A 13,215-nucleotide genomic window follows, 5' to 3' on the forward strand; every position below is an offset into this window, starting at 1 on the left:
ACTAGGGGGTGTCTCATGAAATTGCAGAACTTCGCCGAAGTTGCACCACAGATCGCCATCACCGACGACGCCGCGCTCGCACACGGTGCGTGGCGCGAGGCGGCTGAAGAAGCGCTTGCAACAACGGGTGCCGTACTGCTCCGGGGCGATATACGGGCTGCCGATGCAGTGGAGCGTGCGCTGTTAGTACTATCAGACCAACTGCTCGAGGATGCCTTCTGGTCGACTCCGCGGAGTAAGGTTCTCGGTAAGACCTTAACTGCGACGGAATATCCGAGCCCGCGCACCATTCAGCTTCATTCTGAAATGGCTTATATGAAGGTCTGGCCGCGCTTCGTGGCGTTCCACGCGCTCGAGGTCGCAGCGGAGGGCGGACAAACCACAGTCTGCGACATCGACGCGGTGAGCGCGGCTTTGGGAGCACTGCTCGAGCTCTTTGATCGCAAGGGGGTGACCTATCACAGGACATTCCAGAAGGGCGTCGACATACCCTGGCAACAGGCGTTCCAAACGCAGAACAGAAGTGACGTGGAAAGGGTCGGAGCCAGCTTCGGGATGAAGGTCGAATGGCTGGCCAATGACGCGCTCTCGACGTCGCACACGGCACAGGGATGCGTCACCGCCGCGCACGGTCAGCTCATCTACTTCAATCAATCGCACCTTTTCCATTCGTCCTTGCTCGACCCCCGCATCCGTCAGGGGCTTGAGAAGCTCTATGGCCCGGGGCGCCTGCCCCGCGACGCGACCTTCGGCGATGGCGCGCCAATCGAAACTGACCAGATCGACGCCGTCCGTGCCGCATTCGAACGCTATCAGACCGCGATGTGCTGGCGCGAGGGCGACCTGCTCATCCTCGACAATATGCGTTTTGCTCATGGCAGGCTGCCTTTTGCGGGCTCACGGCGGGTGCACGTGGCGATGGCAAAGCAGGAAAGCGCTCCCGTCCGACGCGTATTGCCCTTGCCCGTTCTTAGCTGAGGCAAGGTTCCGCCTGACAGCTACGCGTGAACCGCAATGAGACAATGTACGGTCTGTTTGGCGGCGAAGGACACGGTTTCCTCAAGAAAGCCAAGCGATGATCTAGGTCGTGAAGTGGAGACGGTATTTCTTCGCAAATTGTTCGCGCGCTAACGCGAACAAAGCAGATCGATTGCGATCTGCTTTCATGTTGGTGACTTCAAACCTACGATCCACGTCGAGCCGGACGCCAACTGGTTCGTTCCTGTCATAGCGCGTCGCGACACCGGCAACGCCAGCTTCTCGCACCTGAACGCCATTGTCGCCACGGTGCAAGACTAAACGAGGTCTGGCGCTTCGCGGCGGCCTACTGGTAAGCGTCGTCCGCAGTCCTGCCCCGGCGCGATACCCTGCGCCGTTTAAGCCCAACGGGCAGCTCAGGCTCCTGCCGCGCCGATCGCGCTGACTAGATCGCACAAACCATGCTATCGTACCATCTCGGCAGCCGGAGATCCAAGGTGTCTGATGCTACTCGAGAGATCATCGCTTGGGCGCTAATCGCTAGTTTGATCTTGGGGCCCTCTTTTTGGTGGGCTGCCACGTACCGCAAGCGAAGGCGTCAGAAGCTCCGCCGGCAGGGGAATAAACGCTTCGGAAACTAGCAACCCCGGCCGCGCCACCCCATCAGCGACGCAGCGGTAGAGGGCGACGTAGCCCGGACGCGGTTCCTGCGTGCTCTCGTTGACACTTGGGTCGTCCAGCCAGCTCGCCTCTGCGGTCACACGTGCGGGCTAAGCAGCTTCCCGACGTCCAACGCTGGGACGTCATCTGCCGTTGACGCGCAGGGCCGCTCCCTGAAAGCTGACCGACGGCAAACGCCCAATCCAGCCGCGCCGCGTCGCCAGAATAGTTGTCCGCTTCAGGTACCGGACACCCAGTCCTGAGCGTCCGTAACTGGGGCGTTAGCGGGCCGGCAGCTTTTGACGACTGCTTTGTCGATCGGGGATGACCGCGATTGGTGGTCAGCGGACGTTGAGCAGCGCGTGGATTAGCAGGACCATCCGGCTACTGCGTAGCGTCCAAGACCCACAAGTGGATTACGTGGATGAGTGCCGCCGTTGATAGTTGGACTCGGCGGTGAGCGTCGCTGGCCAAATACTGTAATCGAGCTATCCTGCCTGAGCGGCGGAGACAGCTAGTCCATGTCCCGGTTTGTGCGTGCACTAGCGTGCCGCGCCGGTGTGCTGAGTTGCCGCCGTCAACGTGGGGCCGGACAATGTACGCCATCATCAGCGGACTAAGCCCGCTTGGAGCGCGGTGGGCGCTAACGGGCGTCGCGATAGTGTGGTGCGCTGTCCCAGTCACAATCGGCGTCTTTATTGGCCTCCGTAGGGGTGCTTGGCAGGGCTGGCTTGCAGGTCTTGCGCTTGCCGCTCTCCTGAGCTGGTTTGCAGATTTGACATTAATCTTGCGGACATTCCGCCTTCATACATAGCTTATTAAGGGGCCCGCATCGCGCAATTCGCGGCTCCTCCATTGGCGCGAGGTGAAATCATTTGCCAAATCCATATTTCCGTAGATCTTGCACATGGATGTTGGTGCTATTTGCCTTAGGCGACTTTGCGTTCAATCTTTATTGGCAAAGCGTCATGCTCTTCCTTTTGTTTTACTATACCGAAGCGCTGCAGTTGCCGGTCGGGTGGGCGGCAGCGACGTACATGGCGGCGCTGATCTGGGACGGACTGGTGAGCTTGGCCGTTGGTGTGCTTGCAGATCGACACCGGGAACAGGGTTATCGCCGGTATCTGACCCGTGGCGCGATCCCGCTGGGGCTCTGCTTCGTGCTCGCCTATCTCCCGCCGGTGGGTAGTGGCGGCTCGGCCGCGGTTCTCGCGTTCGTCACACATCTACTGTTTCGAACGGGGTATGCCGCCGTGAACGTGCCCTATCTGGCGATGACCGCGCGGGTCAGCTCGCATGCCGGCGACCGCGCTCTGATTGCAGGGCTGCGCATGCTGTTCGGAACCGCGGCGATGGTGACGGTAAGCCTTGGAACCGTCTCGGTCGGCCGCTGGCTGACCGGCGGCACCGGAGCCAGCGCCTATGTCGCGGCGGCGGCGGTGTTCGCAGCGGTCGGATCGCTGATCCTGCTCCTCGTAGGATGGCTGGTGCCCGAGCGCGAGGCCCCTGCGGCAAACGCGCCGGTCTCGGTTCGCGCCGCGCTGGCAGCTCTCGCTGCAAACCGCGCCTTTGTGACGCTGAACGCGGCAATGGCGGCGATCACGATCGCCTCGACTTTTTTGTCCAAGTCGGTGCTCTATTATTACAAATACGAGCTGAGCAACGAACAGGCCGGGCAAGTGGCTCTCGCAGCGATGGGGCTGATCGGCGCGGCTGCAGTGCCAGTCTGGACCCTCATCTGCCGCAAAGCGGGTGGGCGTGTTACCTGGTTCCTCGCAGTTGCCCCGGCGATGCTACTGCTGGGATGGTTCGCGCTGGTAGCGGTGCGGGACATCGGCACGATGCAGCTGTTCCTAGTGGCGATCCAGTTGCTGCTGACCGGGGTGCACATCGTCTTCTGGGCGATGCTGCCGAACACGGTCGAGTGGGGCGAACGAGCGACCGGCGCGCGTCTGGAAGGCGCAGTGTTCGGGCTCGCGGCATTGCTGCAAAGAAGCGCGATCGGCGCGGCCACCGGCCTGTTCGGCCTCACGCTCGGCATGATCGGCTATGAGGCAAACCTCCGGCAATCTGCCGAAGCACTAGAAGGCTTGCGTTTAGCGATCGCCTTCGTGCCGCTGACCTGCGTCGCGCTGTCCATCGCCCTGATGATGGCAAGTCCGCTGCGGCGCCAAGCGCATGCGGAGATTGTTGCGGAGCTGGCGCAGCGGAGGCGCTAAGCGTCCTTGATCGGCTCTCCGCTGCTTACGATACGCGGCGGTCAGCTGCCCTCAGGCGGCCGCCAGCTCGAAGCGCGCGGCCATGCCGTCAGCCTCGGCGGAAGGCGCGATCCAGAGGTCGAATGTGCCGGGCTCCACCGTCCGGCGATTGTCCGCGCCTACGAACTCCAGGTCCGCACGGCGAATCGTGAATTCAACCTGCCGCGTCTCCCCCGGCTTCAGCGCGATCTTCTGGAATGCCTTTAGCTCGCGCACGGGCCGCGTGATGCTGGCGGTACGGTCGCGAATGTAGAGCTGGACTACTTCCTCGCAGGCATGCCTGCCGCTGTTGCGCACCGTAGCGCGGGCGGTGAGCGTGCCGTTCCACGGTAGGCTCGCATTGTGGTGAAGGTCGGAATACACCACCTGGCCATAGGTCAGGCCATGTCCGAACGGATACAAGGCCGAGTTAGGCACGCCGCGATAGTGCGTCTTATACTCCTGGAGAGCGCCTTCAGGGTTTGGGCGCCCGGTAGCCTTGTGGCCGTAGTAATAGGGCACCTGCCCAGTTGCACGCGGGAAGCTGACCGGCAGCCGCCCTGAGGGGCTATAGGCGCCGTACAGCACATCCGCGAGCGCCGAGCCGGTCTCGGTGCCCAGGAACCAGCTGACTAGGATTGCCGGGGCTGCCGCCACGGCGCCTTCCAGCGCAAGCGCGCGCCCGTTCTTGAGGAGGACGACCATCGGCTTGCCGGTGGCGGCGAGGGCCTCCGCGAGGGCGATCTGTGGCGCGGGGACGACGATGTCAGTGACCGACTGCGCTTCGCCTGACATGCGCGTGCCTTCGCCGATTGCAAGCACCACCACGTCTGCCGCGCGTGCTGCGGCAAGTGCAGCGTCGATGCCGCCGGCAAGCGGCCCCTCGATGCCGGACCCTGTAGCGACGGTGATCAACGACGGATCGGCCGCGGCGGCCCGCATGCCCGTGGCAAGGTCAACGGCCTGCTTGTCGTCGCCATAGACGCACCACGGGCCGACCAAATCATGTTGGCCACTGGCGAAGGGGCCGATCAGCGCGATTTTCTGGTTCTTCTTGAGCGGGAGCAAATCGCCTTCGTTCTTGAGGAGCACCACCGAGCGGCGGGCGGCCTCTCGCGCCAGCGCGCGGTGGGATTTGGATAGTACCAGTGCCTTTTCGCGCCGGGGATCGATGCGAAGGAAGGGGTCGTCGAACAGCCCGAGTTGCGCCTTCACCACCAGCACGCGCCGGACCGCCTGGTCTAGCCGCGTTAGGGGCACCTCGCCGGCCTGCACCAGTTCAGGCAAATGCTTCATAAAGAGGCCGCTCTGCATGCACATGTCCACCCCGGCCAAGAATGCGAGACGCGCGGCGTCGCGCCCATCCTTGGCGTAGCCGTGCGCGATGAGTTCCTCGTCGCCGGTATAATCGGAGACGACTAGACCGCCGAACTTCCATTCGCCATGAAGAATGTCGTTGAGTAGCCAGTTATTGGCCGTCGCGGGAACGCCCGACAGCTCGTTGAACGATGCCATCGCCGACAGCGCGCCCGCTCGGAAGGCAGCCTGGAAGGGCGGGAAATACACTTCGCGCAGCGTCCGCTCGGAAATGTCGACGCTGTTATAATCCAGGCCCGCTTCTACAGCACCATAGGCCGCGAAATGCTTTGCGCAGGCGAGCACCGCATCGCGCTCGGTCAGGCGTTTGCCTTGAAAGCCGCGGACACGCGCGGCGGCGAAAAGATTGCCCAGGTAGACGTCTTCGCCGGCACCCTCCACACCGCGGCCCCAGCGGGCGTCGCGGGCAATGTCGACCATCGGCGCAAAGGTCCAGTCGATGCCCGCTGCCGCGGCTTCGGTCGCAGCGATATGGGCCGTACGCTCGGCCAGGCCTGGTTCCCAGCTGGCGGCTTCGCCCAGCGGCACCGGGAACACGGTACGGTGGCCGTGGATGATGTCGGCTGCGAAGATCAAGGGAACTTTGTGGCGAGATTCCTCCACAGCGACCTTCTGCATGCGGCGCGACATCTCGGCGCCGTTGCCGTTGAAGACGCCGGTGAGTTGCCCGGCACGAACCTGCTGCAACTGCTCTTCGAAGCTGGCACCCGCGGAAGGGGGATTGAGTGCGGTGGCGGCGGACCCTGCCCAAGCCGCGGCGTTCAGGGTCAGTTGACCTGCCTTCTCCTCCACAGTCATCCGCGCGATGAGCGCGTCAATGAATGCAGGGGGCGTGTGTTCGTCGGCCGCCCGCATGAGCGCGCCCGCCGGGCTTGCAGTCCAGGCGGCGACGGCGCCGGCACCCATCAGCGCGGCGCGCCGCGAGATCCATGCATTCACCATGATATTCTCCTCCAGACCCGATTCCGTCCGCGACGGCTGCTCCTGAGACCCACGACAAATTTTGCTTGGGTCCGTTTGTGTAACCGGTTACATAGTATGTAGCACTGTCGGCGACGCAACCGGTTTCATAGGTGCAACCAAACTTAGCCGAAGCGCAGGCACATGCGTGCGGTAGGGAGATAGAGCTTAAATGGGCCAAGCCACCATTCGTGATGTGGCACGGGAGGCGGAAGTTTCCGTCGCCTCGGTGTCACGCGCGCTGAACGGCGCGGAGAACGTCCATCCGGACACCCGCGCACGGGTAGTCGCAGCGGCCGATAAGCTTGGATATGTTCCGCATGCTGGCGCCCGCAGCCTGAGCATGGCGCGGGCACATGCCATCGGGGTCGTTCTGCCCGACCTGCACGGTGAGTTCTTTTCCGAGATCGTTCGCGGGATGGACAAGGAGGCAAGCGCACGCGGCTTTCACTTGCTCCTGTCCAACATGCATGCCGACCTCGATGACGCCGTTCACGCGCTGCGTGCCATGCGTGGGCGAGTGGACGGCTTAGTGGTGATGGCGCCGCATCTCGATGCCGCAGAGCTGATGCGCAACATGCCTCGCAACGTGCCGGCGGTGCTGGTGAATTGCCGTGCGGACCACGGTATCCCCGCGCTGCTGGTCGACAATGTCGGCGGCGTAGATACTATGGTACGTCACCTGCTGGCGAGCGGCCGGCGCTCGATCGCGCACGTGACGGGCCCAGCGGGAAATCTTGACGCAGAAGAGCGGTTGGCGGGTTTCCGGCTATCGATGCGGCGACACGCTCGAGTGGATGACCCGTTGGTTCTGCCGGGCGACTTCACGGAGGAGGCCGGCGCTGCGGCTGCACGGGCGCTGATCGCCGGCGGTAAGCGCATCGACGCCATCTTTGCTGCCAACGACATGATGGCGATCGGCTGCATGCTGGCACTGCGTGAGGCGGGCGTCGCGGTGCCAGCCCAAATTGCCGTGGCCGGCTTCGACGACATTCCGGTCGCTCGCTATCTGGAGTTGACCACGATGCGCGTGCCCATTGCCGGCATCGGGGCGCTCGCGGTTACGAGGCTTACCGACCAGCTTGGCGGCCTGGGCCAGCCCGCCGCGACCGAATTGCACGCGCCCGACATCGTGGTGCGCGCCACAACGACGTGAAAAACAGAAACAAGAAGGGACAGGAGCATGAACGCTAAGGGAAGAGCACTGCGCGCCTATTTGGCCGCAGCCACGATGTTGAGCGCGGGAGCCGTCATGCTGTCGGCGCCGGCAACGGCACAGGTCACCACGTCGCAGCTGCGTGGGCAGGTGGTGAACGCGGAGGGCAGGCCGGCCGCGGGCGCGACGCTCACCGCGCGAAGCACCGCCACGAACCAGACCAGCCGGGGAACCACGCAGGCGGATGGCAGCTACACGCTCTCGGGCCTTCGTGCGGGCGAATATGAAGTCATCGCCACGCTGGACGGTGACACCGCCAATCAGGTCATCCGCATAGGCGTCGCGCAGTCGGCCTCACTCGACCTGACGCTCGGTGCGGCAGCGGCGGTCGCTCCGGAAGAAACGGCCGGCGGCGACGAAGTCGTCATCACCGGATCACGCCTGCGCGAGACCCGCACCAGCGAGGTCGCCACCAACGTCAGCCAGGAACAGATCCGCACCCTGCCGCAAACAGACCGCAACTTCCTGTCGTTCGCCGCACTCGCCCCCGGCGTCCGTTACAACGACAGCGAAACTGACAAGGGCATCCAGTCTGGTGCCTCTACTGCCAGCCAGGTCAATGTTTTCATCGATGGCGTCAGCCTGAAGAACAAGCTGCGCGAGGGCGGCATCGCCGGCCAGCAGAACAGCCGCGGCAACCCCTTCGGTCAGCTGGCGGTCCAGGAATTCCGCGTCCTGACCCAGAACTACAAAGCGGAATATGAACAGGCCGGCTCGGCCATCATCACCGCCATCACCAAGTCGGGCACGAACGATTTTCACGGTGAGGCGTTCGGCCAATATACCGACAAGGGACTGACCCAGAAGGGCTATTTCGACAAGCGCGAGAACCGGCCCGAACCGGCGTTCGAGCGCAAGCAGTACGGTGTGTCGCTCGGCGGCCCGATCATCAAAGACAAGTTGTTCTTCTTCGCCGCCTATGAAGGCAATGACCAGAATCGCGCGTTCAACGTCGACAGCACTGGCTCGGCTGCCGCGGTCAGTGAGTTCGAGCAATTTTCCGGCCGACGTCTCGCCGACTTCGAGGGCGCGTACGTCAGTCCGTTCCGCGGCGACTTCTACTTCGGAAAGCTGACGCTCACTCCCGACGATCGCCAGACCTTCGACCTGTCCTTCAGCCGCCGCGAAGAAACCGACATCCAAGGCTTCGGCGGCAACACGTCCTATGAAGCTGCCGAGAACAAGATCAACCGCGTCGACACGTATCTGTTCAAATGGATCTATAGCGGGGATAATTTCACGAACGAATTCAATGCGAACTATCTGGACTATACGTTCAACCCGACGTCGCTGAACCCCGATCTCGCAACCTTCGACTACGACTCGGTCATCATCTTCGGCGGCAAGGATTCGACCCGGCGCGAGGTTCAGAAGGGCCACACGCTGCGCGACGACCTCACCTATACCGGCTTCGACGGTCACGCGATCAAGGTTGGGGGGCGCGTCGAAGTGACCGACATCGAGTTCGCCAACCAGGCGTACATCCAGCCGCGCTTTACCTTCCGCCGCGAACCGCAGAACAATCTCAACTTCGCTTTCCCTGCGGAAGCCCGTCTCGGCCTTGGCAACGGCCTGATTCAGGGTTCCAACACCCAGGTCGGCTTGTACGTGCAGGACGACTGGGACATCACCAGCCGGCTGCAGCTGAACCTCGGGGTGCGCTGGGATTACGAGACCAACGGCTTCAACAATGATTATCGCACCCCGGCCAATGCCGCGGCGGCGCTGCGCTCGCTCCCCAGCACCGACTATTTCAACCCGGAAGATTACATCTCCGACGGCAACAACCGGAAGCCCTTTGGCGGCGCCATCGCCCCGCGCTTCGGCTTCTCCTGGGACCTCGCCGGCAACCGCTCGACCGTACTCTTCGGCGGCTTCGGGCGCTATTATGACCGCAACAGCTTCAACAACACGGTCGACGAGCTGTCGCGCACGATCAACCCGATCGGCGTCTTCCGCTTCTCCCCCGACGGTGCGCCGCGCGGCGGGCTACCGACCATCGCCTGGAACAATAGCTATTTGAGCCGCGAAGGGCTGCTCGCCCTGCGCGCCAGTTCGCAAAGCGCCGGCCTGCCGGAGCTGTTCGCGGTCAAGAACAACGCGCGCCCGCCGGTGAACGACCAGATCAGCCTGGGCGTCCGCCAGCAGGTCGGTGTGTTCCAGGCGTCGATCACCGGGTCCTATCAGCGCGGCCGCAACGGTTATACCAACCTGTTCGCCACCCGGAACAACAACGGGCTGGGCACGTGCTGCAACACCTCCACGGTCGTGCCCTTCGGCTATGCAAATGCGCTGATCGGCTATGACGGGTTGGATACTCGGTACAAGGCGCTCTTCGTCACACTGGACAAGAACTATACCGAAAGCTCGGGCTGGGGCCTGAACATCGCCTATACGCTCTCCAAGGGCGAGCAGAATGGCGGCGACCTGTTCAGCCTCGACGCTGTGACGCCCGACGATTATGGCTGGCGTCCGCGCAGCGGCGACGAGCGGCACCGGCTGGTGATCTCGGGCATTGTCGACCTGCCGCTCGGCTTCCAGTTCTCGACGCTCACTACCCTGGGCAGCGGTCAGGCCTTCCGCGTCACTGATGGCACCAACGGCGCGGACTCGGGCTTCAATAGCTTCACGGCGCGCTATCCGGCGAAGAACTGCATCGAGGGGCTATTCGCCTTCTGCGAAGTCAACGTCACCCTCGCCAAGAACTTCGAAGTGTTCGGCGGCGATCGCGTCCAGGCATCGGTCGACGTTCTCAACGTGTTCAACAACAAGAACTTCGAAGGGTTTGACGACTTCTTCAACAACACCATCAACCCGGCGACGGGTGCTGTGACCGATCCGCTCGACGCGGCCGAGATCGGGCGCAACACCATCACCCTGCCCCGGCGTATCCAGTTCCGGCTGGGCTACCGCTTCTAACCAAACCTCCCCTGGGCGAGGCCGCTACCCCTTGGCGGCCTCGCCTGCTTTCTGGAGACCGATTTTGATCACGCGCCGTTCGCTTCTCGCTTGCACCTCCTTCATGGTTGCTGGCGGGGCGGTTGGTGCCTGCACCCCCCCGGTGGCGCTACCGGCGCTCGGTGCCCCGCCCAGGCTGATCGACGATGTCGCCGAACGGACTTTTCGCTTCTTCTGGGAGACCACGAAACCGGCAAATGGACTGGCGCCTGATCGGTGGCCGAGTGCCGGCTTCTGCAGCATCGCGGCTGTGGGGTTCGCGCTTACTGCCTACCCAATCGGAGTGGAGCGCGGCTGGATCAGCCGCGAGGCTGCCGCCCAGCGGACGCTAGCGACGCTGCGCTTCTTCTGGAATGCGCCGCAGGGGCCGGCTGCCCGCGGCGTGACCGGCTACAAGGGGTTCTTCTACCACTTTATCGATATGGAGCAGGGGCTGCGCTTCGGGGTGACCGAACTTTCTTCGGTCGACACCTGCCTCCTGCTTGGCGGCATCCTGTTCGCAGCCGAGTTTTTCAAGGGAACTGGCGCCGAGGAGCATGAAATCCGCGACCTCGCCAACAAGATCTACAATCGTGTGGACTGGCGCTGGATGCAGGCGCGCGGGTCGCTGGTCTCTATGGGGTGGCATCCGGAGAGCGGGTTCATCGCATCCGATTGGAAGGGCTATAACGAGGCGATGCTCGTCTACGTCCTCGGTATGGGGGCACCCGATCCGGCGCGCCGCTTGGGAACCGACGCCTGGCATGCCTGGACCGCCACCTATCCCCAAAGTTGGCGCGGCCAGGGGCAAGGAAGGCACCTGGCGTTTGGCCCCCACTTCGGACACCAATACAGCCACACGTGGATCGACTTCCGCGGTATTCGCGACGCCGTGATGCGCGCGGAGGGGTTCGACTATTTCGAGAACAGCCGGCGTGCCACCTATGCGCAGCGCGCGTACGCGATGCGCAACCCTGGGGGGTGGAAGGGCTATGCCGCCGATATCTGGGGTCTGACCGCCTGTGACGGGCCGCTGGGCGGCACGCACAAAGTGAATGGGAAGGCGCGCCAGTTTCGCACCTATTCGGCACGCGGACCGCAGGGCCTGCCCGACGAGTTCGACGACGGCACGCTGGCGCCCACCGCCGCGCTCGGCTCGATCGCCTTTGCGCCGGAGATCGTAGTACCTTGCGCCGAAGCGATGCATGCGCGCTATGGGCGTCGGCTTTATGAGAAATACGGTTTCTTCGACAGCTTTAACCCCACGCTGGCTGGGGCGGGCTTGCACGTCGAGAAGGGGATCGTCGATCCCGAGCTCGGCTGGTTCGACGACGAATATCTAGGTATCGACCAAGGTCCGATCCTGGCGATGATCGCCAATCATCAACGTGATTTCGTCTGGAAGCACATGCGCAATTCGCCCGCCATTCGTGACGGACTGCTGCGCGCCGGGTTCAGCGGCGGCTGGTTGGTTCGATAAGGGGTGCGCTGTTGCTCGGGCTGCCGGGTTTGCGGCGCGCAGCGTCGCGGTGTATCCTCAACGATAAGGCAGCAGCCATTCGCAACGCAGGCCGCAAGGGAATTCCCGTCTTGTAGCGCGTCCTCCACACGCTTCTGCTTAGCCGCCCTTTCCCGGAAGGTCTGAGCAATTCGGACTGACGATCTGCGAGGAAGCTTGGTCAGAGAAGTGCCGGACGGAGAGCAACGCCAAGAACGTCCGACCAGGCTCTTCAATCATCGGGAGGTGACCTGACTCTTCGAACCAGCAGAGTTGGCGTCGCGGCGCTGAGACCTGCTGAAGCCAAGCCGCCGCTATTCCGGACGGCGTCGTCGTGTCGCGACGTCCTAGCAGTAGGACGACTGGCACATGCAACCGACGGACCTCCGCGAAGGACACGTCCGCCAATCTCGGCCATAATGTGGTTGTGGTGAAGGCGCTGCCGCGGGACCAGCTTTCCCGATCCAGAGCGGTGTAGAGGGGTGAGAGCTTGGTGGAGTTGAAGTAAAAGTTTGCATCGGGCCGGCGACCGACAAGCGAACCGTAACGATTGGCCCACTTACGCCAGCCATCCGCTTTGCCAATCGTGAATGGCCCGGCATTTGGATACGGTGCAAGTGCCCGGATCGCGCGGTCCGCCTCGGTGTCATGGCGCTTGCCCGCCTCCTCCAGCGTGCGCTGCATGCCCACGCGCTCGTTTTCGCGAAAGTCGATGATCTGCCCCATGCCGATATAGGCGTGCAGCAAGTCCGGTCGTTTTTCCGCGAGCGCCAAGCCAACGGCCGATCCGAAGCTGTGGCCAAGAACGAAGACCTTGTTTTGCCCAAGGCGTGCACGGAGCTGCTCGATCAACTCGATGGCGTCGTCCCTATAGCGTTCGAGGCTCAACGTCGGCGCGATCGCGGCCGGATCGTTCAGCGGATAGGACCGGCCAGCGCCGCGCTGATCCCATTGCACCACGGTGAAGAAATCTTCCCACGGATGCTGGAAGCTCCAGGCCATCGGCATCTCCACTGACCCAGGGCCGCCATGAATGTAGAGCAATACAGGGTTGGCACGGTCGGCTCCGCGGATATTCACCACCTGTCGTGCACCTCCCAAGGTAACGATCACGGTCTCGTCGATGCCCGCCGGGGTGACGATCTTTTGGATATCGGCGACGATCTCTCTTGCCTGTTCCAGCCCGTCTCGATCTATCAGGAGGGATGAAGGCGCTGTGGCGGAAGCCGCCGGTTGCTGTGCAGAGACTGGCGGAGCAACGAAGGCGAACGGCAAGGTGAATACGCCGAGGCGAGCGGGAATGCGAATAAGCAAACTCCTTTCCTGGCCGCCGGGCAGTTCGTAGATTTCCT

7 protein-coding genes are annotated in these 13,215 nt (G+C 63.1%); 5 read left to right on the top strand and 2 right to left on the bottom strand.

Annotation, left to right across the window (positions count from 1 at the left end):
- Positions 1 to 15 precede the first annotated feature (15 nt).
- Together LZ586_RS10235 and LZ586_RS10240 are read left to right on the top strand one after the other, a co-directional pair.
- Positions 16 to 978, top strand: a complete 963-nt coding sequence (locus LZ586_RS10235) for a TauD/TfdA family dioxygenase (protein ID WP_235076197.1) — start codon at positions 16 to 18, stop codon at positions 976 to 978.
- 1,571 nt (positions 979 to 2,549) lie between these two features.
- Positions 2,550 to 3,857: an MFS transporter gene (locus LZ586_RS10240; protein ID WP_261345997.1), complete on the top strand. Its 1,308-nt coding sequence runs from the start codon at positions 2,550 to 2,552 to the stop codon at positions 3,855 to 3,857.
- Between the two features lie 51 nt (positions 3,858 to 3,908).
- Here LZ586_RS10240 and LZ586_RS10245 read toward each other — a convergent pair whose 3' ends face one another.
- A complete protein-coding gene (locus tag LZ586_RS10245) occupies positions 3,909 to 6,194 on the bottom strand; it encodes a glycoside hydrolase family 3 N-terminal domain-containing protein (RefSeq protein WP_235076199.1) in 2,286 nt (761 codons plus the stop codon).
- A 190-nt stretch (positions 6,195 to 6,384) separates the two neighbouring features.
- Between LZ586_RS10245 and LZ586_RS10250 the strand changes: the two genes are divergently transcribed.
- The 3 genes from LZ586_RS10250 (at position 6,385) to LZ586_RS10260 (ending at position 11,845) form a co-directional block, all read left to right on the top strand.
- The gene (locus tag LZ586_RS10250) at positions 6,385 to 7,368 is read left to right on the top strand and encodes a LacI family DNA-binding transcriptional regulator (protein WP_235076200.1); all 984 of its coding nucleotides are present in this window, start codon (positions 6,385 to 6,387) and stop codon (positions 7,366 to 7,368) included.
- Between the two features lie 27 nt (positions 7,369 to 7,395).
- Positions 7,396 to 10,347, top strand: a complete 2,952-nt coding sequence (locus LZ586_RS10255; protein WP_235076201.1) for a TonB-dependent receptor domain-containing protein — start codon at positions 7,396 to 7,398, stop codon at positions 10,345 to 10,347.
- 103 nt (positions 10,348 to 10,450) lie between these two features.
- Complete coding sequence (locus tag LZ586_RS10260; RefSeq protein ID WP_235076202.1) at positions 10,451 to 11,845, top strand: glucoamylase family protein; 1,395 nt, start codon at positions 10,451 to 10,453, stop codon at positions 11,843 to 11,845.
- 138 nt (positions 11,846 to 11,983) lie between these two features.
- Here LZ586_RS10260 and LZ586_RS10265 read toward each other — a convergent pair whose 3' ends face one another.
- On the bottom strand, positions 11,984 to 13,177 hold the full coding sequence (locus tag LZ586_RS10265; protein WP_235076203.1) for an alpha/beta fold hydrolase: 1,194 nt from the start codon (positions 13,175 to 13,177) through the stop codon (positions 11,984 to 11,986).
- Positions 13,178 to 13,215 lie beyond the last annotated feature (38 nt).

The sequence above is a fragment of the Sphingomonas sp. S2-65 genome (assembly GCF_021513175.1).
Classification (GTDB): domain Bacteria; phylum Pseudomonadota; class Alphaproteobacteria; order Sphingomonadales; family Sphingomonadaceae; genus Sphingomonas.